At 34.1% G+C, this 24,527-nt stretch carries 23 protein-coding genes; 14 read left to right on the top strand and 9 right to left on the bottom strand.

The genetic code is table 11. The annotated features are described in order from the left end of the window. Nucleotides 1-39 precede the first annotated feature (39 nt). Complete coding sequence (locus HMPREF3154_RS01415; protein ID WP_023351161.1) at nt 40-1,575, bottom strand: AbgT family transporter; 1,536 nt, start codon at nt 1,573-1,575, stop codon at nt 40-42. Between the two features lie 281 nt (nt 1,576-1,856). Between HMPREF3154_RS01415 and HMPREF3154_RS01410 the strand changes: the two genes are divergently transcribed. Continuing rightward, nucleotides 1,857-2,675, top strand: coding sequence for an SDR family oxidoreductase (locus HMPREF3154_RS01410; RefSeq protein ID WP_023351162.1), 819 nt, complete (start codon nt 1,857-1,859; stop codon nt 2,673-2,675). A 94-nt stretch (nt 2,676-2,769) separates the two neighbouring features. On the opposite strand, the gene HMPREF3154_RS01405 is transcribed toward HMPREF3154_RS01410, so the two are convergent. Both HMPREF3154_RS01405 and HMPREF3154_RS01400 read right to left on the bottom strand, forming a co-directional pair. Next, on the bottom strand, nt 2,770-2,961 hold the full coding sequence (locus tag HMPREF3154_RS01405; RefSeq protein WP_023351163.1) for a hypothetical protein: 192 nt from the start codon (nt 2,959-2,961) through the stop codon (nt 2,770-2,772). 22 nt (nt 2,962-2,983) lie between these two features. Next, a complete protein-coding gene (locus HMPREF3154_RS01400) occupies nt 2,984-4,060 on the bottom strand; it encodes a M42 family metallopeptidase (protein WP_070474238.1) in 1,077 nt (358 codons plus the stop codon). A gap of 188 nt (nt 4,061-4,248) precedes the next feature. On the opposite strand from HMPREF3154_RS01400, the gene HMPREF3154_RS01395 reads away from it, so the two are divergent. Continuing rightward, entirely contained in the window at nt 4,249-4,713 is a 465-nt protein-coding gene (locus HMPREF3154_RS01395) for a YehR family lipoprotein (RefSeq protein ID WP_023351165.1), read from the top strand. 74 nt (nt 4,714-4,787) lie between these two features. Here HMPREF3154_RS01395 and HMPREF3154_RS01390 read toward each other — a convergent pair whose 3' ends face one another. Beyond that, on the bottom strand, nt 4,788-6,365 hold the full coding sequence (locus HMPREF3154_RS01390) for an FMN-binding glutamate synthase family protein (RefSeq protein ID WP_023351166.1): 1,578 nt from the start codon (nt 6,363-6,365) through the stop codon (nt 4,788-4,790). Between the two features lie 159 nt (nt 6,366-6,524). Between HMPREF3154_RS01390 and lnsB the strand changes: the two genes are divergently transcribed. From lnsB to HMPREF3154_RS01365, 5 genes are all read left to right on the top strand, one after another. After that, nucleotides 6,525-7,307, top strand: a complete 783-nt coding sequence (gene lnsB, locus HMPREF3154_RS01385; RefSeq protein ID WP_023351168.1) for a CPBP family lipoprotein N-acylation protein LnsB — start codon at nt 6,525-6,527, stop codon at nt 7,305-7,307. A 24-nt stretch (nt 7,308-7,331) separates the two neighbouring features. Then, the gene (locus HMPREF3154_RS01380) at nt 7,332-8,123 is read left to right on the top strand and encodes a CPBP family intramembrane glutamic endopeptidase (RefSeq protein ID WP_023351169.1); all 792 of its coding nucleotides are present in this window, start codon (nt 7,332-7,334) and stop codon (nt 8,121-8,123) included. A 151-nt stretch (nt 8,124-8,274) separates the two neighbouring features. Further along, entirely contained in the window at nt 8,275-8,937 is a 663-nt protein-coding gene (locus HMPREF3154_RS01375) for an ABC transporter ATP-binding protein (RefSeq protein ID WP_023351170.1), read from the top strand. Further along, nucleotides 8,930-9,706, top strand: a complete 777-nt coding sequence (gene fetB / locus HMPREF3154_RS01370) for an ABC transporter permease (RefSeq protein WP_002432324.1) — start codon at nt 8,930-8,932, stop codon at nt 9,704-9,706. The genes HMPREF3154_RS01375 and fetB overlap by 8 nt, the downstream gene beginning before the upstream one ends. A 139-nt stretch (nt 9,707-9,845) precedes the next feature. Then, nucleotides 9,846-11,021 carry an MFS transporter gene (locus HMPREF3154_RS01365; protein WP_023351172.1) on the top strand — a complete coding sequence of 392 codons (1,176 nt, stop codon included), beginning with the start codon at nt 9,846-9,848 and terminating at the stop codon, nt 11,019-11,021. Between the two features lie 39 nt (nt 11,022-11,060). Here the strand turns inward: HMPREF3154_RS01365 and HMPREF3154_RS01360 are convergent, their stop codons facing one another. Together HMPREF3154_RS01360 and HMPREF3154_RS01355 are read right to left on the bottom strand one after the other, a co-directional pair. Beyond that, entirely contained in the window at nt 11,061-12,413 is a 1,353-nt protein-coding gene (locus HMPREF3154_RS01360) for a carboxylesterase family protein (protein ID WP_030063313.1), read from the bottom strand. A gap of 88 nt (nt 12,414-12,501) precedes the next feature. Then, nucleotides 12,502-14,181: an APC family permease gene (locus HMPREF3154_RS01355; RefSeq protein ID WP_002469890.1), complete on the bottom strand. Its 1,680-nt coding sequence runs from the start codon at nt 14,179-14,181 to the stop codon at nt 12,502-12,504. Between the two features lie 185 nt (nt 14,182-14,366). Between HMPREF3154_RS01355 and HMPREF3154_RS01350 the strand changes: the two genes are divergently transcribed. Further along, the gene (locus HMPREF3154_RS01350; RefSeq protein ID WP_023351174.1) at nt 14,367-14,966 is read left to right on the top strand and encodes a YdeI/OmpD-associated family protein; all 600 of its coding nucleotides are present in this window, start codon (nt 14,367-14,369) and stop codon (nt 14,964-14,966) included. 139 nt (nt 14,967-15,105) lie between these two features. On the opposite strand, the gene HMPREF3154_RS01345 is transcribed toward HMPREF3154_RS01350, so the two are convergent. After that, nucleotides 15,106-16,158 (bottom strand): 2,3-butanediol dehydrogenase, encoded by a 1,053-nt coding sequence (locus HMPREF3154_RS01345; protein WP_070474235.1) that lies wholly within the window; start codon nt 16,156-16,158, stop codon nt 15,106-15,108. A 526-nt stretch (nt 16,159-16,684) separates the two neighbouring features. Between HMPREF3154_RS01345 and HMPREF3154_RS01340 the strand changes: the two genes are divergently transcribed. Genes HMPREF3154_RS01340 through HMPREF3154_RS01325 form a run of 4 tightly spaced genes read left to right on the top strand, consistent with a single transcriptional unit; the run spans nt 16,685 to nt 20,246 of the window. Then, the gene (locus HMPREF3154_RS01340) at nt 16,685-17,950 is read left to right on the top strand and encodes a betaine/proline/choline family ABC transporter ATP-binding protein (protein WP_023351176.1); all 1,266 of its coding nucleotides are present in this window, start codon (nt 16,685-16,687) and stop codon (nt 17,948-17,950) included. Then, complete coding sequence (locus HMPREF3154_RS01335; RefSeq protein ID WP_002432732.1) at nt 17,950-18,585, top strand: ABC transporter permease; 636 nt, start codon at nt 17,950-17,952, stop codon at nt 18,583-18,585. The genes HMPREF3154_RS01340 and HMPREF3154_RS01335 overlap by 1 nt, the downstream gene beginning before the upstream one ends. Before the next feature lie 21 nt (nt 18,586-18,606). Then, nucleotides 18,607-19,551 (top strand): osmoprotectant ABC transporter substrate-binding protein, encoded by a 945-nt coding sequence (locus tag HMPREF3154_RS01330; RefSeq protein ID WP_002432629.1) that lies wholly within the window; start codon nt 18,607-18,609, stop codon nt 19,549-19,551. Continuing rightward, nucleotides 19,551-20,246, top strand: a complete 696-nt coding sequence (locus HMPREF3154_RS01325) for an ABC transporter permease (RefSeq protein WP_023351178.1) — start codon at nt 19,551-19,553, stop codon at nt 20,244-20,246. Before HMPREF3154_RS01330 ends, HMPREF3154_RS01325 begins: the two co-directional genes overlap by 1 nt. 98 nt (nt 20,247-20,344) lie before the next feature. Here the strand turns inward: HMPREF3154_RS01325 and lrgB are convergent, their stop codons facing one another. After that, nucleotides 20,345-21,046: an antiholin-like protein LrgB gene (gene lrgB, locus HMPREF3154_RS01320; protein ID WP_002453952.1), complete on the bottom strand. Its 702-nt coding sequence runs from the start codon at nt 21,044-21,046 to the stop codon at nt 20,345-20,347. Nucleotides 21,047-21,049: 3 nt separating this feature from the next. Then, entirely contained in the window at nt 21,050-21,496 is a 447-nt protein-coding gene (gene lrgA, locus HMPREF3154_RS01315) for an antiholin-like murein hydrolase modulator LrgA (protein ID WP_002432718.1), read from the bottom strand. A gap of 502 nt (nt 21,497-21,998) precedes the next feature. Here lrgA and HMPREF3154_RS01310 point away from each other — a divergent pair. Both HMPREF3154_RS01310 and HMPREF3154_RS01305 read left to right on the top strand, forming a co-directional pair. Beyond that, nucleotides 21,999-23,399, top strand: coding sequence for an MFS transporter (locus HMPREF3154_RS01310; protein WP_030063319.1), 1,401 nt, complete (start codon nt 21,999-22,001; stop codon nt 23,397-23,399). A 143-nt stretch (nt 23,400-23,542) separates the two neighbouring features. Then, nucleotides 23,543-24,475 (top strand): 2-dehydropantoate 2-reductase, encoded by a 933-nt coding sequence (locus HMPREF3154_RS01305; RefSeq protein WP_002453949.1) that lies wholly within the window; start codon nt 23,543-23,545, stop codon nt 24,473-24,475. Nucleotides 24,476-24,527: the final 52 nt, after the last annotated feature.

Here is a 24,527-nt window from a genome sequence, read left to right as displayed (position 1 = left end):
CTCATTGCTAGTTATTGCTCATGACCTAAGCGCTTTTCTTCACACCTTTAGGGGTCCTCCGGGGCCTACTGGTATACCAAGTAGGAACCATATTAATGTAAAGGCTATCCATACAATAGTGAGGGCGATAGAGTAAGGCATCAAACTTGATAGTAGTGTACCGAGTTTCATATTTTTATCATACTTTTGTGCATATGAAAGTAATAATGGTAGATATGGCATCATCGGTGTAATAGGGTTTGTAATTGAATCGCCTACACGATAAATTGCTTGTGTAAATGCTGGATGGAATCCAACTAAGATGAGCATTGGTACAAAGATAGGTGCTAGAATACCCCATTTGGCAGAAGCGCTACCGACCAACATATTGACTAAAGCACTTAGTAAAATAATTCCTATAATTAAAACTATTCCATTTTGATGTTGTAATAATTTGGCACCTTTAACGGCTGCAATGACACCTAAGTTACTCCATTCTAAAAAGGCAAGTAATTGTGATGCGAAGAATACGATGACAATAAATGACCCCATTGAACCTAAAGATTCCGCGATCATACTGCCTAAGTCTTTAGTATTTTTAATTTCTCCACTTAATATCCCATAAATTGTGCCTGGTACTAAGAACACAACTAAAATAATTAATCCGACACCATTAATTAACGGTGCATCGTCGAGTAGACTTCCAGTCTTCGCATTTCTTAAGAAACTATGTTCTGGTATTGCGCATATAATGAGTAAAACGATGAGTACTACAAAGCTTATGTTTGCCCAAAAGAGTGCTTTATTCTCTTGTGGTGTGATATGAGAAGATGTTTCTTCTGTGTCTTCATGGGCCTGGCTTTCATCATAGCGTCCTAACCTAGGAATAATGAGTTTTGTCGTAACCAAATGGATTGTTGGTAATAAGACAACAACACTTGCTGCGATAAAGTACCAGTTCATAGCCACGTTTGTCTTAATGTCTTTAGAAACAATACGTGCTGCTGGGTCTGTGAAAGAATAGACGAGCGCATCTTGCATACCTACTACTAAATTTGCAGCAAAACCTCCAACTGCTGAAGCGTAGGCCATGGCTAAACCAGCGATAGGATGGTAGCCAATCTTAATAAATAACATTGCTGCAAGTGGTGGTAAAATAATTGTTGCCGCGTCTCCAGCAGTACTTCCTAATATGCCAATTAATATAATCGTTGGAACAATTAACTTTTTTGGTGCTTTGTTCACGACTGAAATCATTAATTTGTCGAAGTAGCCAGACTTTTCAGCAGCGCCAATTCCAATCATCACGCCTAATACTAAACCTAGTGCGGGAAATTCTGAAAAGTTCTTAATCGCGTTATTCATGATATAAGCGAAGCCGTCATGGCTTAATATACTCTTAATATGTATGACTTTCCCATCACCAGGATGTTTTACGGATACGTTGAATAATGATACAAACCAAGTAATGATTGCGAGTCCTACACACATAAAGAAGAAGAGTACCGCAGGATCTGGTAATTTATTCCCCACAAACTCGACTCCGTTTAAAAATTTACTTACGAAAGACTTTTTCTCCTTTGCATTTGCCCCCATTAGTCATTTGCCCCCTTTGATTCATTATTGAATCTATACCCATCAATACCATCTTTAGGTAAGAATTTTCTGAAATTTAAAACTAAGCTTACATGATTAATACATATATGTAAACGCTATCTATAATATTAAAGTTCATTTTCCGGAAAATAAATATCATAAACTAAAGCGATATCATTGATATAACAGCGTTTAAGAAGAATTTAAAAGTGGAAGATATATATTATAAATAATGAAGAAAGTTTTATGAAGGAATTAAAAAATCGGGAGAGTGACGAGCGATGAAACGTTTAGAAAACAAAATTGTAGTAGTAACCGGCGCAAGTACAGGTATAGGCCAAGGTTCTGCAAAGGTCTTAGCCAATGAAGGTGCACATGTCTTAGCATTAGACATTTCTGATAAGTTAGATGACACAGTGAAGGAAATTAATGAGGCTGGTGGTCAAGCTACAGCCTATAAAGTAGATATTTCCGATGAACATCAAGTAGAACAATTTGCCGAGGAAGCTAAAGATAAATATGGTCGTATCGACGTGATATTTAATAATGCAGGTGTAGATCATGGTGCGGGTCGTATTCATGAATATCCAGTAGAGGTCTTCGATAAAATTATGGCTGTAGATATGAGAGGAACTTTCTTAGTAACTAAGTTCTTATTACCTTTAATGATGGATCATGGTGGCTCTATCATTAATACGGCATCATTCTCAGGTCAAGCAGCTGACTTGTATCGTTCTGGTTACAACGCTGCTAAAGGTGGCGTGATTAACTTTACAAAATCTATTGCCATTGAATATGGTCGTGAAAATATTCGTGCAAACGCGATAGCACCTGGTACAATCGAAACACCATTAGTTGATAATTTAGCAGGTACCTCAGAAGATGAAGCGGGTAAAACATTCCGTGAAAATCAAAAATGGGTTACCCCTTTAGGCCGTTTGGGTACGCCTGATGAAGTAGGTAAACTAGTGACATTCCTTGCTTCTGATGACAGTTCATTTATTACAGGTGAAACGATTCGTATCGATGGTGGTGTGATGGCATATACATGGCCTGGTGAAATGTTAAGTGACGATAGTTGGAAGAAATCAACGAAATAATGATGACCATATCTTATTTGATATAATCTCAAACCCCCAGTTTCCATAAATGAGGAACTGGGGGTTATATGTGTTTCAGATTTAGGCGTTTATTCTATTGTTGAGCGCAGTTTTCACATAATTTATATTGCGAATCAGCCCAATTTGCTAGATGGGTATAACCTTTTAAGTCTTTCGCTTTAACTTGTATTGTAAGATTTTCATCTTTACCAATTTCTTTGCCACAATTAGAACATTTCATTGCTCCAAAAATAGTTGTCTTTTTATCATCATTTTTAGAAAACATGATTTGCCTCCTTGTCTTTTTGTTACCACATTAATGATTGATAGCTGTCATCATTTAACGAGCGTACGATCTCAGTAATCAGTTGAACAGAATTTTCATAATCATCTGTGTGCATGACTGAAACATTAGAATGCATATATCTTAATGCTACACCAATAGTGATTGTCGGAATTCCTTCATTGGCTACATGAATGCTACCAGCATCAGTACCGCCTCCAGGAGTTGTAGCCCATTGAACAGGAATATGATGAGCTTCTGCAACCTCTTTAATATGTTTACGGAAACCATCATGTGCAATACTTGTTGCATCCATCATGATAACAAGAGGGCCATCACCTAAGTTGCCTTGATTCTTCTCACTACTCATACCTGGAACATCATATGCCACGCCGACATCTACTGCTATTGCAAGATCTGGTTTGATAAGATTAGCTGCGACTTTAGCACCACGTAAACCGACTTCTTCTTGAACTGTGGCACCAGCGAATAAGTTGATATCAATACTGTCATCTTTTAAACGGTTGAGGACATCAATAGCTAATGCGCAACCATACCGATTATCAAACGCCTTCGCAGTTAAATATTTATCATTTGCAAGTGTTTCAAATTCACTATATGGTGTAATCATATTTCCAAGCTCTACTCCCGCAGCTTCAGCTTCTTCTTTGTTTGCTACACCTATATCAATATACATATGTTTAATTTCAACTGGTTTCTTACGTTCTTCCTGTGAGAGCGCATGAGGAGGTTTTGAACCGATAATACCTCTAATTTCTTTACCATTTTCAGTAGTGATTGTTACTTTCTGAGATAACATCACTTGGTTCCACCAGCCCCCGATAGGTATGAAATAAATATAGCCGTCTTTATCGATTTGAGTCACGATAAATCCGATTTCATCAAGATGACCTGAAATCATTAATGATTTTGAATCATTTTGGGCACGCTTTTTCCCGAAAATGCCTCCCAAATTATCTTCGACGATCTCGTCACTTACAGGAGTTAAGTAATCTTTCATTAGTGATTTAACATTTTTTTCATGTCCAGCAATGCCGTTAACGTCTGTTAATGATTTAAGTAGTTCCTTTGAGTCAGACATAGCTATCTCCTCCAATAATAAGTTTTCAATTTTAGTATAACATGCATGTGACATTCTTTATGATGTGGCAGTAGCTTTTGAGTTCATTTTCAAGAAATAAAATCAAATAGTGGAAAGTAATATGAGTAACATATTTGTATCGATGGTGGTATAATTTATTTAAAAAAAGACGAGAGAAGGCGACAACAATGAAAAAAGTGATTTCTCTTATAGCAGTGTTAGTTCTAAGTGTGGTTGCACTTTCTGCGTGTAGTAAGGAACAAACGAAGACATATGAGGGAGACGTTAATGGTAAGAATGTCATTACGTCATTAACATATAAGGATGACGAAGTACTTAAGCAATCTACCATTGGAACGGTTAAATATGATGATTTAGGAATTGATCAATCACAAGCTAAAGAAATGTTAAAAAAAGATGAGAAAGCTTTTAAAGGCGTTAAAGGTGTAACGTATAAAGTCGATTACAAAGATCAAAAAGCTGTCGAGCATATAGATGTCGATTATAAAGAAGTAGACGTAGATAAATTGAAAAAGAATTTAGGTTTCGAGTCTGCTAAAGCTAAGAAAAAAGATTATGTAAGTATGAAGAAATTAGTTAAACAATTGAAACGTAACGGTTTGAAAGAGAAAAGCAAAATGAATGATGAATAATTGTTGAAGTTGATTGAACAAGTATTTTAGAAGATGAAGAGTGCGGGACGTGAATCTCGCACTCTTTTTTTTAGTTATGAAATTAATTTAAGTTTATAATCTTTAATTTTTTGAGTAGCTCCATCAAGCTCTCTATAAATAATATGTTCTGATGTGATTTCAGTCGGGCTATTCACACCAACAGCTGCTGCGATATTAAATAGACCTTCATGTAAACTAGTTACATAATTTGTCACACGGTATTGTTTCTCATCAACGATGAGCGCTTTTTCTTTTTTAGGATCAGTTGTAGCGACACCAACTGGACATGTATTTAAGTGACATTGTTGACTCATGATGCAACCAACACTAATCATCATACCTCTAGCAATATTTACTAAATCAGCACCTAAACCTAACGCAATGGCAATTTTATCGGGTGTGATGAGTTTACCAGATGCAAATATTTTAATTTTATCTCTGACACCATATTTTTCTAACATACCTGAGACGATGGGTAGTGCGGTAAGTAAAGGTAATCCGACGCCATCTTCAAGTTCTTGGAAAGTAGCCCCCGTGCCACCTTCACCGCCATCGACAGTGATAAAACTTGGATAAGTATCGAGTTGAACCATTGTTTTTACTAGTTTTTCGATTTCATCAACTTTACTTACTACGATTTTAAATCCTACAGGTTTTTGACCTAGATTCTTAATTTGATCAACAAATTTGAGTAAGTCTTCTGGATTTTTAATAAAGTCAAAACGGTTTGGTGAATTAATTGTTTCATGGGGTTTAACATTACGAATTTTAGCAATTTCTTCTGTAACTTTATTGCCTTCCATATGACCACCACGTGTTTTAGCGCCTTGAGCTAACTTTAATTCAAATGCGCGAATATTTTCACGATCAGCCAATTGTAAAAACATGTCTTTATTAAAGTGTCCTTCTTTATCTCTCACGCCAAAAAGTCCTGGGCCAATTTGGAAAATGATATCACCATCACCCTTAAGATGGTAATCTGATAGCCCACCTTCACCTGTATTCATCCAAGTGCCTGCTTTAGATAACCCTTTTGATAAAGCAGTTATAGCATTTCTACCGAGTGCACCATAACTCATACCTGATTGTCCTACTAAACGTTTTACTTTATATGGATGTTTAAGTTCAGGTCCTAGGACAACTGCATGTTCATCTGATAAGAAGAAAGGATCGATTTGAGATCTTTTTCTATGTTCATCACGACTAAATAATCGTTCGTTTTCAATTTGATATAAAAATGTTGAGATTAAATCTGAATTATCGACATGTAATTCTGAGGCTTGTAATGGAAACATTGTGTTTTGTATGTAAAACCCATCTTTATATTCTCTTTGAGTACCGTAACTCGTCATGCGAGAGTTATATTTACCTGCAAGAACAATATGTTTATAATCATTTCTTGAAAATGGTTTACCTTCATTATCATCAGCGAAGAAGTACTGACGAAGTTCGGGGCCTATTTTTTCAGAGATATAACGGATACGTCCTAAAACTGGAAAATTTCTAAGTACACTATGTTGATCTTGACCTTTATCTTTAAATAGCCAAATTAAACTCATGATAACAATACCTAATAGCACAATCATTATGATGATATTGACTATAAATTGCATCGTTGTCAATATAGACATAAACATTCCCCCCTAAACTAGTTTCTTCATTATTATGATACATCAATGTATGCGTTTTACAATGAAAGCGTATAAAATTAATTTTAAAATTTCAATTAAATTATTACATTTATGTACTTTAGTGATAATGTTTAAGTGATAGGTAATAAGAGGTGAGCTATGAATAGAGAGACACAATCAATAGAGAAAAAACGACATATCCCTTTATGGAACAGTAAAAAGGTTGTTAAAAAAGACATTCTACTTATACCAGCATACATATTTTTTCAAAGTATAATACCTATCATCGTTGTTTTTGGAATACTAGGTATTACTGCAATGATTACACAGCATGCACCACCTGACTGGTTTTACAACCTTTCATTAAGTATAAGCTTTGTTCTGGCACAAGGTTTAGTGCTCATGCTGTTTTTTGCCTTACATAAGTTTTATATTGCCAGTGTCGCAAGGAAACAGTTTAAAAACGCTAAAAAGTATGTACGTCAAATACTTATTGTAGTTATAATTACATTTGTGCTAATGTTACTTATTGAGTGGCTTGTTCAGTGGCTACCTGCCTCATTAAGATTTGGTGTAACACAATATGAACGGCGAGTGGAAGGATTATTTCTACACCCAATCGCCTTATGCTTTACGTTTATATCAATGGTAATTTTACGCCCTATGATTGAACAACTTATCTATAGACACATCATTATTCATGAGTTAGGTAAGAAATGGAACAAGAAAATAATGATTGTGATATCAATTGTTATCGAATCTATAGTACATACGTATGACATGGCTTCTATTTTCGAAATAATTCCGTATTTACTTATTGCGAGTGGTGCAACTTATTTATACATTAGAACAGGTCAAAATTTAGCAGTAGCCTATCTTTACCAAGTAGGTGTGCAATGCTTCATATTTTTAGAGATATTGAGTAAAGTGTATATCTTTTAAAGTTATTAAATAAAGGAGTATTCAATGAGCAACGAATCACATGAAATACATCAACAAACAAATACACCAGTTATGAACGAATTTGATTCGAAGAAAATAGTGAAGAGAGACTTCTGGTTAATTCCAATTTATATATTAAACTTAACAGCGATACCTATTATATGTGGAATTATTGGTGCCTACATTGGTTATGCAATAGTAGGTAACATGTCAAAGAAAATATTTGAAGATTATTATATGGATGCTGCAACCATTGGAAGTGTAATTGGAGCATTCATTTTACTAATTGTGTTTTATCTCATGCATAAAAACAACATTAAACCTATAGCTATATCACGATTCAAAGCACTTAAGAAACATATTATATTAATTATAGGATCTATCATCATGATTTATGTATTTGAATCTTTTTATCAGATTTTAATGCAGTTTTTACCGGAAAAGTTTCAATTTAATGATACTGAAAATAATAAAGATATAGCGAAAATGTTTACACATGGATGGTTAGTGCCATTTCTTTTTTTAGATATTGTTATACTCACACCTTTTGTTGAAGAGCTAATATTTAGACATTTGATTATTCATGAATTAGGTAAAAAATTAACTTACGGGCTCATGTATATAGTCTCGATACTTATATTTGCTAGCTTACATTGTGTGGGTGCTAAATCACCATTTGAAATAGGACCCTATATTATCATCGCGTCCATGATCGTTTTTGTTTATCACAAAACTGGTAGAAATTTAGCAGCTACCATTACGATGCATACTATAAACAATGCTGTTTCATTTCTAATAATGGTAATGGGTTTATAATGTAAATGAGTACACATTTGTGAGTGTGTACTCATTTTTTGTTTAATGATAAATATAATATTCAGAAAATATAAATATTTATTTAATGTTAATATAAAACTTAAAATAGGGAATATAAACAACAATAGTTTCATAGAAAGGAGCGTTAGTCTTGCTATTAAAAGTTGAGAATCTTACATATGAAGCGGATAAACGTACAATATTAAACAACATCAATTTAAATATTGAAAAAGGGGATACCATAGCAGTTATAGGGCCATCTGGAAGTGGAAAGAGCACCTTATTTAAGCAACTTAATAATTTAATTAGTCCTACTGAAGGTGAGCTATATCTAGATGGCAAAAATTACAATGACTATTCGCCAGAAGAATTAAGATCACGTGTAAGTTATCTTATGCAACAAAGTGGCTTAATAGGTTCAACGATTGAACATAATATGAAATTCCCTTGTGAGGCAAGAGGGGATAAGTTTGATAGGGAAAAAGCAAAACAACTTATTAAACAAGTCGGACTGGGAGATTATGACTTAGATGCTGAAATTGAACATATGTCTGGTGGGGAACGTCAAAGAATTACGATTGCACGTCAATTAATGTATGAGCCAGAAGTGTTACTATTGGATGAATCGACAAGTGCACTAGATACTAAGAACAAAGAAAATATTGAAAATATTATCTTTGATTTTGCTAAAAAAGGCGTAGCCATTCTTTGGATTACTCATAGTGATGATCAGAGTATGAGACATTTTAAAAGAAGAATCACCATTACTGACGGTAAAATCACCAAGGACGAGGAGTTGAATAGTGATGAGTAATACAGCATTATGTTTAACAGCACTACTATTATTGATTCCAATCTTTATTTCATATAAAGAAGGTTTACATATCATTAAAGATTTAGTAGTGGCAACGATACGAGCTGCAATACAATTACTTATTTTAGGATTCTTGCTACATTACATTTTTAAAATTAATGAAAAATGGCTACTCATGCTATGTGTGCTAGTGATTATTATTAATGCATCATGGAATACTATAAGTCGTGCTTCACCAGTGATGCATCATGTATTCTGGATTTCATTCGTAGCTATATTTATCGGTACAGCATTACCATTAGCAGGCACTTTAGCTACCGGAGCGATAAAATTTACTGCGAATGAAGTTATTCCAATTGGTGGGATGTTGGCGAATAATGGCTTGATTGCCATTAACTTAGCTTATCAAAACTTAGATCGGTCATTTGTTCAGGACATTTCAGGTATTGAATCTAAATTAACGCTCTCGGCAACTCCGAAGATGGCATCAAAGTCTTCTATTAGAGAGAGTATCCGTTTGGCCATTGTACCAACTATTGACTCTGTGAAAACGTATGGACTTGTATCTATTCCTGGGATGATGACTGGCTTAATTATTGGTGGGGTACCTCCATTACAAGCCATTAAATTCCAACTATTAGTAGTCTTTATTCATACGACAGCAACGATTATGTCAGCATTAATTGCAACTTACATGAGTTATGGCCAATTCTTTAACGCTAGACATCAGTTGATAGCGCGAAACTCAGATGTAGTAGGGGACGAATAATATCTAAATCCATTCTACACAAAACATAATTTCTTATTATATAATGAAACAGTTATGAACATTACAGCGTTTGTAGCTGTTTTATTTTTGCTACAAACCTTTGCGATACAATTTAGTTTTAAAAGAAAGGAGTTTATTTATGTCTATCGTGCGTATTGCCACTTTTATATTGAGTGTGTTTATCGTGGGAATGGTGGAGATGATGGTAGCTGGTATTATGAATTTAATGAGCCATGATCTTAATGTTTCCGAAGCGGTTATAGGTCAGCTGGTTACAATGTACGCATTAACATTTGCAATTTGTGGTCCGATTTTAGTTAAATTAACGAATCGATTTGCTGTACGACCAGTTTTATTATGGACGTTATTCACCTTTATCATTGGTAACGGAATCATCGCAATTGCACCGAATTTCACTATTTTAGTTATAGGACGTATACTATCGTCAGCTGCAGCATCATTAATCATTGTTAAGGTCTTAGCCCTAACTGCAATGTTAACGAAACCGAAGAATAGAGGTAAGATGATAGGTGTTGTGTATACAGGATTTAGTGGTGCTAACGTATTTGGTGTCCCTATTGGAACAATGATAGGTGATTGGGTTGGTTGGCGCTTTACATTTCTATTTATTATGGCAGTTAGTGTTCTAGTAGGTATATTGATGATTATCTATCTTCCTAAAGAAAGCGAATTAGCACATGCCAATCGTTCTAATCATTCATCGGACCATGATTCCGAAATACCTTCACGTATCTTACGTCCTATGGAAATCGTAAAATATTTAATTATCACTTTCTTAGTTTTAGTAGCAAACTCAGTCACTTTTGTGTATATTAACCCATTAATTTTGTCAAAGGGACACGAGTTATCTTTTGTATCTCTAGCATTGTTAATCAACGGTGTTGCTGGAGTAATCGGAACATCACTTGGGGGAGTCTTTGCAGATAAAATTACAAGTAAGCGTTGGTTGATGATATCAGTATCAATCTTCATTATCATGATGCTTGTGTTAAACCTATTACTTGCAGGAACTGTTATTCTACTTATTGGGTTGTTTGTATGGAATATTATGCAATGGAGTACGAACCCTGCGATTCAAAGTGGGATTATAGAACACGTTGAAGGTGATACAAGCCAAGTAATGAGTTGGAATATGTCATGTCTGAACGCCGGTATTGGTTTTGGTGGCATTGTTGGAGGGTTAGTGATATCTCATATTAATGTTCAAGCCATAACCTATACAAGTGCTATAATTGGCTTACTCGGACTTATTGTTGTTTTAACTTTAAAGAACATTCATTACGCTAAAAATTAAAACCTGAATCGCTCATGTTAGTGGATGAGCGTTTCAGGTTTATTTATATATATGAAAGTATTCAGTATCTTTATGGTATTTAGACCAAGGCATTTTATTGTATCTTACAAAGTGACCTAAATCTGCCATCATGTCATGACTTAATTGAATATCTGATTGCGTATAATGATAATTATTTGCTGATAAAATATTTAAGTTGCCAAACCAAAATATCATATCGAGAATATGGTAAGCAGATTTAAAATGAATGCTTTTAGGTTTACACCAGTCGAAACGTGCTAACCATTTATGTTGAGAATGTGTAGATTGTAGAAAGTTCAATGCCATATTTTTAAAATAAGATGTCGTTATTACTTCTCTTTGTTGTTGTGCATTTTGAACTTCTTCTAAAATGGGAATATCGAATAAGCGCATGATTTCTTTAAAGCGCAATGGTGACAGTTTCCGTGAATCATTCTCTATATAAATATCTCCCTCAGAATTCGTGAAACCAACGAATACTGGTTTTGAAAATGCAGTTACAGATCGTGTCATTTCAGGGCTTTGGATAGGTTGATAAATCAAATCAAGACTTCTCGATGGCCCTCGTTCTACTTTATGTAATCTCATTAAATCTAAAATTTCATTACTAGTTAATGATTCAATTGATTTATCAGGATAATGCTTGTGAACTAAAGATTCAAATTGTTGCGCCTTATTATTTGCAGTTAGAGGAGAATCACTATGTAATGTGCCACTGAGCAACATCACTTTGTGATAATACTGGTCTAATTCTGGTATTTGCATGAGTGCCATTATGCTCATACTTCCCGCAGATTGACCCATCAACGTTATGTTTTGAGGATTACCACCGAAGTAGGCAATATGATCGTGTACCCATTTTAAAAGGTTGATTTGATCAGACATACCATTATTGTAATCATAATGATTATTGAAATAAGACCAGTCTAAATAACCTAAAGCACCTAAACGATAATTGAAGGTAATAACAATAATATCTTCTTGTTCTACGAGATGATAGGGATTGTATAAATCTGCTGTTCCGTGCCCTTGAGTAAATCCTCCTCCATAGAAATAAATAACCACGGGTTTTAAATTTGGGGTATTACTTGCTCGCCAAATATTAAGATAAAGACAATTCTCATCTTTTTTAAAAGTTTCAAACGTCTGAACACCATTTGAGAAGAAATCTTCAAGTGAATTATAAGGTTGGGGAGGGATAGGTTTAGCTTTCTTGGCATCAATCATTTCATCGACAATGTTGTATAACTGTGAATGTTGAAAACGTGTCTTAGAATTAAATGATTGGGCATAAGGTATACCTAGAAATGTATCGATATGACCGTCACTTGTTCCAATAACCGTTCCTTCATTGATATTTACTTTAACCATATTCCCATCTCCTTATCAATCTCTTAATTTAAACTATACCATTAAAAAAACGCTCGAGATATTTATCTCGAGCGCTATAAGTTATGCGTTAGTTATTTTGTTCTTGACGATCTCTTTCTTTCCAGTCTTTACGTCTTGCTTTTCTGCGACGTTTTCTTAATTTATCGCCCATCTTCTTGTTTAATTTATTGGCACGTTTGAAGTAAATACTTTCGAAGTAACTTGTTGTACCTAATTGATAGAAGATTAAAGCTACAATTGCGATAACTAAGAAATCCCATGGGTAATGAATCCAGTTCATACCCTTGAATTCTTTACTTCCGATGAATGATAAGAATGCGAGTACGACTAAGTAAATAATAATCCATAAACTACCGCCGATTTGTTTTTTAGTGTTTTTCCAATTCATCTTATATTCATAGAAGAAATAAATTGGTAAACCTAAAATGATAATGAAAATAACTTCTGCAGTCGTAGGCCACATAGCCCAATAAATTGCTAGTGACGCAAGTACGAATGATAATGGCGCCATAAATTTTAAGATATTTGCTTTAAATGGACGTGTCATTTTTGGTGCCATTTTACGTAATGAAATAACTGTTGTTGGGCCTGTTAAATATGCTACTAATGTTGCTGTAGAAATAACAGCTGCTAACGTACCCCAGTCACGGAAAAGTGTAACCATAATCATACTGATAATTGCGTTAAATGCAATTGCTACACGTGGAATATTATATTGTTCATTCATTTTACCTAAGAATTTAGGAATATGACCATTCTTTTCCATAGCGCGTAACACACGGCCAGTAACAGCTACGAATGATACACCTGTACCAAATGGTGAAACAACAGCCTCAACATAAAGTAAAATTGCTAACCAATTGATACCTAATAAAATTGCCATATCTGCGAAAGGTGAATTGAAATTAATTCCATTCCAACCATGTTCATGAATCATTGAACTTGGCATTGATGTAATAAACGTACTTTGAAGTACAATGTATAAGATTGCACTTAATGTAAGTGAAATCGCAATACCTCGAGCGATATTTTTCTCGGGATTTTTAATCTCAGATCCCATATTAATGATAGTTTGGAATGCGTTGAATGAGAAAATGATACCTGATGTAGTCGTTGCAGCGAAAATTGGTGCACTACCATATGGCATAAATGCACTTGCTGAGTGACCATAGTTATTTGTATCAAATCCAGAAATCATTAACATAATAATAGTTAATAAAGGTACTCCTAATTTAAACACTGAAATTAAACTAGTGAAAGAAGTTAATAGTTTGACAGACCAGTAGTTTAAAAGGGAGAATATTGCGATAATAACGTAAACGGCGAACAAACCAATTGTACTGATTGAGCCGTCTTTCATTAAAGCTCCCATAGGTTTAGCCCATTCCCAAGGCCACGAACTCATATATTGTACAGCTGAAACAGCTTCAATTGGAATAATTGTTACGAGTGAAACCCAGTTAGCCCATGCTGCTATGAATCCAAGTAGTGATCCATGTGTGTATTGAGCATAATTACTCATGCCACCTGATTGTGGGAACATTGTCCCAATTTCAATATAGTTATAAGCTATCGTTCCAATAACTATGAAACCGATGATCCATGAAATAATGGCGGCTGGACCAGCGATAGAAGATGCCTCCCATGCTCCGAATAACCAACCAGAACCGATTAATGAACCAAGCCCTAGTAAGACGAGTTGCGAGAGGTTAATCTTACTACTTTTTGATTTATTTTTATTTTCCATATTTACTCCTTCTTATGTGCTGAAAGATTTTTCAACAAATTACTGGTACAATTATACGCGAGTTTAATTAATAGTCAAATTGTGTTTTTGTAAAATTTTAATTAACGTTACATAATTAGATTTTTCTGAAAATTAATTATACAATAGCTAATAATATTTAATAAAAGGATTGAAGGGGGTAGCTAATGATGAATAAACAAAAAAATGAAAAGGTTGAACAATTTTTACAAAAAGATAGTCAATGGCAGGCGTGTTATAAATATTTGAGAAAGTTAATTTTTGAAGAAACTGAACTTGAAGAAACATATAAATGGATGCACCCATGTTACACATTAAATAATAAGAATGTAGTGCTTATTCATGGTTTTAAACATTATGTAGCACTACTATTTCATAAAGGGGCTATCTTAGAGGATAAATATCATACGTTAGTGCAACAAACTGAGAAAGTTCAAGCAGCCCGTCAATTGCGTTTTGAAAGTTTAGACGAAATTAAAGAACGAAAAGATGAGATTTTATTCTATATAAATGAAGCCATTCAAACTGAAAAAGCAGGTAAGAAAGTTGAAATGAAGAAAACCGAAGATTATGAAGTGCCTGAAGAGTTAGAGGAAAAATTCTCAAAAAATCCACAATTTAAAGAGGCGTTTGATAATCTGACTCCAGGTCGTCAGCATCAGTACATATATTACATCTCACAAGCGAAACGTAGTCAAACTAGAATTAATCGCATTGAAAAGTATTATGAGCACATTTTAAATGGAAAAGGCATGCAAGATAAGTGATGAAAAGAAAGAGCAGGCGCATGATTTTATTCTCTAAGCATAAATAAAAAACTGTCTACATCGTCAGAGGCCATGCCGACAGCTTTAAAGCGAACAGATTCCACCCTGTTCGCTTATTTATTTCACTCTAATTGTTGAATTATTTTTGATCACCATTTAAACGGACTAAAATTTTAGCTTGCGATTTATCATTAACAAGTTGATTGAAACCACTTTCGACTATATTTTCTAATTCAATTTCATCAGTAACTACATCTTTAACATTTAAACTGCCATTAGCGATTAAATCGATTGTTTGTTGGAAAGTTGTTGGTGTATAGGCAATTGTAGTAGTTAATTTAACCCCTCTATTCATTTGAAGAAGAGGATTAAATTCTACTGGATGACCGAAAATAGCTACGATAACTGAAGTACCACGTGGACGTGTCACTTCAATAGATTGTTGTAATGTAATACCAACACCAGCTACTTCGAATGAAACATCTACACCATTTTCAGTGTTATCATATACAGCTTTTACTGGGTCTACATTTCCAGAGTTAAAGGTATGAGTTGCTCCAACGCTTCTTGCTTTTTTTAAACGTTCTTCAGATAAATCGAAGACAAAGATTTTACTTGCACCAGTTGCTTTAGCTGCTATAACAGTTAGTAAACCAATAGGTCCAGCTCCAAATACCGCAACTGTGTCACCGAATAATAATTCGCCTTCCTTAACAGCTTGAACAGCTACAGCTGTAGGTTCAACAAGTGCGCCTTCACGTGCTGATACATTGTCAGGTAAATGATAGACGTTTGTTTCAGGTGCGTTAGTAAACTCTGCAAACCCTCCATCTGAACCTAAACCTATAAATGAATAACCATCATATAAATCAACATTTTCTTCTTTTTCACGTTTAGAAACAGTTGGGTTTACGACAACTCGATCACCTTTTTTGAAACGTGTGACATCTTTACCAACGTTTTCAACTACGCCAGAAAACTCATGACCCAATGTTACAGGTGCTTTTTGACCTAACAACGGATCAGGTTTATTTGTTGAAATGAAAATAGGTCCTTCTAAATATTCATGTAAATCTGTACCACAAATACCTGTCCATGAGACTTTCACTTGAACTTCATCATCTTTTAATACTCTTGGATCGCGGTCCTCTACACGAACATCTTTTTGTCCATACCAGACTGCTGCTTTCATAATTTAACAACCCCTCAATTGTTTATTTGACATCGAAACTACATCTTTAGTCTTTCATTTGGTGTAATAATTCTTATCACACTTTGAGAATAATACTATTATGGTAGGTTTTCAATAGGTTAAAGCAAATTTATGTGAAAAAATTCACAAATTTTTGTGGTTTGATTTGTATTTTCATCGAAATTTAACTTTTAGATGGTAAATATTTATTTAGGCTCTATTTTATAAAAAAGTTAACATAGAAAAATATGACTTTGTAAGTTGACTGATGTTTAATAAATTAATATAGGGTATAGACTTATATAACTGCCGAAGTTCACGTGTGCACATATTAGTGTTAGTATGATATTCAGATTGCTAACATAATTATGTGAAATATTACATATTCAAAATTTTAAAAGCAAAGGCCTCTGTGCTCTTGTTTAACTTATGAACCTATTTGTTTAACAACTGCTCTTGAGGCCTTTTATTTTTTGAAATTTGAGGAAACTTCGTCACTTTAACAATTGGAAAGGGGAACAAAACTATGTTAAGTATTAAAAACTTAACCAAAATTTATTCAGGGAATAAAAAAGCAGTTGATAATATTTCCTTGGATATTGAATCTGGTGAATTTATCGCCTTTATTGGGACAAGTGGTAGTGGTAAAACGACCGCATTACGTATGATTAATCGTATGATTGAAGCGACTGACGGTCAGATTACGATGAATGGTAAGGATGTACGTAATATGAATCCAGTAGAATTACGCCGTAGCATTGGTTACGTCATTCAACAAATCGGTTTAATGCCACATATGACCATTCGAGAGAACATTGTTTTAGTACCTAAACTTTTAAAATGGTCTAAAGAGAAGAAAGATAGTAAGGCAAAAGAATTAATTAAATTAGTCGATTTACCTGAAGAATACTTAGATCGCTATCCAGCTGAATTGTCAGGTGGACAGCAACAACGTATTGGAGTAGTGCGTGCACTTGCTGCTGAACAGGATATCATTTTAATGGATGAACCATTTGGTGCACTTGATCCTATAACTCGAGATACGTTACAAGACTTAGTTAAAGAGTTACAACAAAAGCTTGGTAAAACATTTATTTTTGTTACACATGATATGGATGAGGCGATTAAGCTGGCAGATAAAATTTGTATCATGTCTAAAGGGCAAGTTGTGCAGTATGATACACCAGATAATATATTAAGAAATCCTGCGAATGACTTCGTTAAAGACTTTATCGGTCAAAATCGTTTAATACAAGATCGTCCGAATATGAAGACGGTAGAAGGTGCGATGATTAAACCTGTAACAGTACAGGCGGATGATTCATTAAATGATGCAGTTAATATTATGAGAGAACGTCGAGTGGATACCATCTTTGTCGTGAATAATCATAATAAATTATTAGGTTTCTTAGATATTGAAGATATAAATCAAGGTTTAAGAGCAAAAAAAGAATTAATTGATACGATGCAACGTGATATTTATAAGGTACATATTGATTCAAAATTACAAGATTCAGTGCGTACGATTCTTAAACGTAATGTAAGAAACGTACCGGTAGTGGGTGATGATAATGAATTAATTGGTTTAATTACTCGTGCAAACTTAGTGGACATTGTTTACGATTCAATTTGGGGTGAGAGTGATGAGGGCTTAAGGACATCTCATTTAAATAATCATCCTACCCACAACCGTGTTCAAGAGGAGCAAGAGGCTAACGTAGCTCAAGAGTCTGACTCACATAAAGGAGCTAATGAGCCTGATGATACTCAGAAAACGGGAGTTGATCAATAATGAGAGCATTCTTTCAAGAATACGGCGGTCAACTCATATCGAAAACAATTGAGCATTTCTATATTTCAATTATTGCTTTACTAATAGCAATTGTTGTAGCGGTGCCACTGGGTATTTTACTTTCTAAAACGACTCGCACAGCTAATGTTGTATTAACCATTGCAGGTGTACTCCAAACAATACCAACACTTGCAGTATTAGCAATTATGATTCCTATCTTTGGTGTAGGTAAGACACCGGCTATTGTAGCTTTATTTATCTATGTTTTACTACCGATTTTGAATAATACAGTATTAGGTGTAAAAAATATTGATAAAAATGTTATTCAAGCAGGTCAAAGTATGGGGATGACGAAGATGCAATTAATGAAAGATGTTGAATTACCACTTGCATTACCTCTTATCATTAGTGGTATCCGACTTTCAAGTGTGTATGTTATTAGTTGGGCAACTCTTGCAAGTTATGTCGGAGCTGGCGGATTAGGTGACTTGGTATTTAACGGTTTAAATCTTTATCAACCACCAATGATTATAAGTGCAGCTATTTTAGTAACACTTTTAGCGTTAATTGTTGACTTCTTACTTTCATTAGTTGAAAAGTGGGCAGTGCCTAAAGGTCTCAAAGTATCTAGATAATTAAAAAGGGAGGAAACGTCTTTGAAGAAACATATGAAATATACAGTCATTCTCATTGCATTGTCCCTCTTAGTATTATCTGGGTGTAGTTTGCCAGGCCTTGGTGATGGCAATGCAAAAGATGATGTAAAAATTACGACGACTGAAACAAGTGAAACAAAAATTATTGGTAATATGGAAAAATTAATGATTGAGCATGAAACAAATGGCAAAATCAAACCAACTTTAATTGGTAACTTAGGATCAAGTATTATTCAGCATAATGCGTTACAACGCGGAGATGTGAATATGTCGTCAGTTCGATACACAGGTACGGAACTAACAAGTGTACTTGATGCTAAACCGACGAAGGACCCTAAAAAGGCGATGTCAGAAACGCAACGCTTATTTAAAAAGAAATATGATCAAAAATATTATGATTCTCTAGGGTTTGCTAACACATACGCTTTTATGGTTACTAAAGAAACAGCTAAGAAATATCATTTAGAAAAAGTATCAGATCTTAAAAAGTATAAAGATAAATTGCGTTTAGGTATGGATACGCAATGGATGAATCGTGCAGGAGATGGCTATCCTGCATTCGTTAAGGATTATGGCTTTAAATTTGATAGTGCTCGTCCAATGCAAATTGGTTTAGTTTATGATGCACTTAAAAATAAAAAATTAGATGTAGCAGTAGGATATTCTACAGATGGGCGTATTGCAGCCTATGATTTAAAAATCTTAAAAGATGATCGTAAATTCTTCCCACCATATGATGGCAGTCCTCTAGCTACGGAGAAATTAATTAAAGATAATCCTAAAATTGATAAAGCATTGAAAAAACTACAAGGTAAAATTAATACTAAAGAAATGCAAAAATTAAATTATGAAGCGGATGGTAAAGGCAAAGAACCTGCCGTGATTGCGGAAGAGTACTTGAAGAAACATCATTATTTTGATGATGAGAAAGGAGGGCAAAAATAATGAAAGGCAATTTATTGCATTCAATCCTAGAGTATTATTCACTCAACTGGGCCTTCCTTTTAGAACTTTTCTTTAAACACTTACTTATGTCTGTTTATGGAGTGTTATTCGCTTGTATCATTGGTATACCCATTGGGATTTTTATAGCGAAATATAAACGCTTATCATGGCCAATCATTACGATTGCTAACATTATCCAAACAGTACCTGCCATTGCGATGCTAGCGATTCTAATGTTAGCTATGGGTCTAGGACCAACTACTGTTGTTGTGACCGTGTTCTTATATTCTTTACTACCAATTATTAAAAATACGTACACAGGTATCGTAGAAGTTGATGATAACATTAAAGATGCGGGTAAAGGTATGGGCATGACGGGCAACCAAATTTTAAGAATGATTGAGCTTCCTTTATCATTATCTGTGATTATTGGAGGTATTAGAATCGCACTTGTAGTAGCAATTGGTATTGTAGCGATTGGTTCATTTATAGGTGCGCCAACACTTGGGGATATTATCATTCGTGGTACAAATTCTACAGATGGAACAACATTCATTTTAGCTGGTGCCATTCCTATTGCATTAATCGCTATAATTATTGACATTGGATTACGCTTTTTAGAGAAGCGTTTAGATCCAACTCGCAAAAATAAAAAAACTCAGTCACAAGAAGACCAAGTTCAAAAATTAGGATAATATTCAGTGATTTGTAATTGTTAATAATAAAGAGCTACATTTCCTATTAAAAGTATAAGGAAATGTAGCTCTATTTTTATATTATAAAGTTTAAAAATTTATAATAAGATTGGTGCGAGAATAGGTACAACAGCTACGACAATTACGCCTACAATAACAACGGCGATACTTCCCATAGATTCTTCTGTTTCACCTAAATCTTTAGCAGCAGCTACACCCAGAGTGTGGCCACTAGTACCTAAAGCTAATCCTCTCGCAATGGGGTTTGAAATTCTAAACATTTTAACTATTTTAGCACCTAGTGCAGAAATAACTACTGCATTTAAAATAACCGCCAAGGAAGTTAATTCTTTTACTCCGCCAATACCTTCAGATACAGGTAAAGCGATTGCTGTTGTTGCTGCTTGAGGTAGCATTGATGCTGTAATCTGAGAACCAAATTGGAATAATCTAGCAACTAGGTATATTAGAATAAGTGCTACGACTGTACCTATGGCAATTCCACCAAATATTTGAATCCAGTATTTTTTTAATACATCACGTTTTTTATATAAAGGTATCGCAAAACTAATAGTAGCCGGTTCTAAAAAGAAGTTAATGATATTACCACCAATTTTGTAATCTTGATAGCTAATGCCAGTTACCTTTAAAAACACTATTCCTACAACCATACTGACAAATAATGGTGCCAATAAGAAGAAACCATTTGTTTTTTTATATAAGTATGTAGCAATTACGAAAGGAATTAATGAAAGTAATATTCCAAAGTATGGTGTGTGAATTCCTAAATGATCAAGCATTGTTTAACCTCCGATTTGACTAGTTTCTTCATTTTTTTCTTTAGATGGGAAAAGTGATTTCGTAACTAAAAGTTGTGAAGCAAAACCAGTGCTAATAAGTAATAAAATAGTTGAAATAATAATTAATAAAATAATTAAAACAGGACTCTTACTTAAGATTGGTAATGAGTTAATAACTGAAATACCAGCTGGAACGAAAAGGAAACTAATATTATTAGTTAAAGCAGTTCCTACAGATTCAACTTGTCCTAACTTGACTATGCCAGTGCATAGAGCGATGAATAATAATACTAAACCAATAACTGAAGCTGGCATAGGAATCGGGATAAATGATTCGATTATTTTAGAAATTAATAAAATAACTGCCAGTGTTAAGGCTTGTTGAAAAACATTATATGTTTTCTCTTGGGGGTTTTTATTATCTTCCTTATTTGAATTAGAGTTTGACAACTTTAATTCCTCCTTTGCTTTCTATAAAACACATTGTAATATGTATTTATTTTTTAAGGGTAATTCTATTGAAATAATACTAAAAACGTAAATAAATTGTCATGGAAATTATATTTTTTTGACTTATTTTTGTGAGTTCCAAGAATTCAATCAATAAATTAAGCCCTTACATATCTTAAACCTATAAGTTCAAACATTATAGTATGGAAATATTAAAGTAAATAGTGTAGAATAAGTTTCTATATTTACAAATTTTCTAAAAATTATAAGAAGTCATTTCTTGATAGAAGGTACTATACATAATAAGACTTAATTTAAAAATTTTACCATATTTGTTGGTATCATTTAAAAAGTAAATTTAAATGTGATAAAGTTTCTTAATGTAAAATTACGAAAAAATAATCAGGGGTATTTTCGTTAATTAAGATAAATAAATATATTTAAAGTGAGTTAGTCTTTCAGATTTAGGGTTTCTAATTCAAGTAGGAGGAATAAATGATAGATGAATACTTCAAAAGAATTTAGGGGAGATAACCGCCTTTTACTAGGGATTATATTAGGAGTTATCACGTTTTGGTTATTTGCACAGTCACTGGTTAACTTGGTTGTCCCATTACAATCATCTTATAACAGTGATATCGGTACGATAAATATTGCTGTAAGTTTATCTGCATTATTTTCTGGCTTATTTATTGTTGGTGCTGGCGATATCGCAGATAAATTTGGACGCGTTAAACTTACATATATTGGATTAGCATTAAATATCATTGGTTCAATTCTTATCATTATTACACCATTACCGAGTCTATTAATTATTGGTCGTGCAGTTCAAGGACTTTCTGCTGCATGTATAATGCCCGCGACGTTAGCGATTATTAATGAATATTACATCGGCACAGCTAGACAACGCGCGCTCAGTTATTGGTCTATTGGCTCATGGGGTGGTAGTGGCGTCTGTACATTATTTGGTGGATTAATGGCGACAAATTTTGGCTGGCGTTCTATTTTTATTATCTCTATTATTTTGACGATATTAGCAATGATTTTAATGAAACATACACCCGAGACGAAAGCTGAACCTATCGGCAATAAACCTCTGGAACCTAAGAAATTTGATGTTATTGGATTAATCATTTTAGTGATTTGTATGTTAAGTATTAATGTTATTATTACTCAAACATCTAATTATGGCTTGATGTCTCCACTTATATTAGGTTTAATTGCCGTTTTCGTTATCTCACTCATCATATTCGTTATGTATGAGAATAGAATCAAACATCCTCTTGTTGACTTTGATTTATTTAAAAATAAAGGCTATACCGGTGCAACAGTTTCAAACTTTATGTTAAATGGTGTTGCAGGTGGTACGTTAATTGTGGTTAACACTTATTATCAACAGCAATTAGATTTTAATTCTCAACAAACAGGCTATATTTCACTTACATATTTAGTAGCGGTATTAATTATGATTCGTGTAGGTGAAAAGATTTTACAAGCATTAGGACCTAAACGACCACTACTTATGGGAAGTGGTTTTACAGTTATAGGTTTAATTCTACTTTCTTTAACATTTTTACCTGACGCATGGTACATCGCAGCGAGTGTTGTAGGGTATTTATTATTTGGTACTGGTTTAGGTATCTATGCGACGCCTTCAACAGATACAGCTGTTGCTCAAGCACCAGACGAAAAAGTAGGTGTAGCTTCAGGTGTATACAAAATGGCTTCTTCTTTAGGGAATGCCTTTGGTGTCGCTATTTCAAGTACAGTTTATAGTGTGCTTGCTGCGCAATTAAATTTATCACTCGGTGGTTTTATGGGTGTGATATTTAACGCAATTGTAGCACTCCTCGCTCTAGTAGCTATCTTGTTCTTAGTTCCGAAAAAACAATCAAATTTATAAAAATCATGGATGGCGTATTGGCCATCCATTTTCTAAAATAAAAATTAACAGAAAATTTAGAAAAAAGAGCAAATGTGCATTGACGCTTTATCTTTTAAGTAGTAGTTTAAAAATAATATCACTTAATAAAGGGGATGTAAGGAATGAAAATAGCAATTGCGGGTTCTGGCGCACTTGGAAGTGGGTTTGGAGCCAAACTGTTTCAAAATGGTTATGACGTATCTCTTATAGATGGTTGGGAACCCCAAGTCACATCTATTCAACAGGAAGGCTTACATATTGATATTAATGGTGAGGGATATCATTTTGACATTCCTATGCATTGTCTCTCACAAATTCCGTCAAATGAACTTTACGATGTTATATTTTTATTTCCTAAATCTATGCAATTAGAGTCAGTGTTAGATGCAATCAAACCTCATATTCATAAAGAAACCATTGTGGTTTGTACGATGAATGGGTTAAAACATGAACGACTCATTCGCAATTATGTAGAAGATGCCCGTATTGTTCGTGGTGTCACTACATGGACAGCGGGTATAGACGTTCCGGGTCATACTCACCTTATGGGAAGCGGTCCCGTAGAAGTTGGTTGTCTTGTTCCAGAGGGGATCGATAACGTAAAAATTATCGTAGATATCCTCAATCAAAGTGAATTAAATGGAGTCGTAAGCGAAGATTTACATCAATCAATTTGGAAGAAGATTTGTGTTAACGGCACAGCGAATGCATTGTGCAGTATCTTGGAGTGTAACTTAGCCACTTTAAATGAAAGTAGCTATGCCAAAAATTTAATTTATAAATTAACACAAGAAATTGTTCATGTTGCAACATCTGATCATGTTCACCTTAATGTTGATGAAGTTTTTGAATATCTAATAGACTTGAATGAAAAGGTAGGTCCGCACTATCCTTCTATGTATCAAGATTTAATCAAAGATCATCGTAAAACTGAAATTGACTATATTAATGGTGCAGTTGCACGATTAGGCAAAGAAAATCATATACCCGCTCCAGTGAATGAATTTGTGACAAATCTGATTCATTCAAAGGAAAGTCAGTTAAACGCACAATAAATAATGAAGTAGGACATTTGTTTTAACTTTTTTATAAGATGATGAAGAAGTT

The organism is Staphylococcus sp. HMSC06C11, from assembly GCF_001808345.1.
Classification (GTDB): domain Bacteria; phylum Bacillota; class Bacilli; order Staphylococcales; family Staphylococcaceae; genus Staphylococcus; species Staphylococcus capitis.
This window is presented reverse-complemented; position numbering and strand designations above follow the sequence as displayed.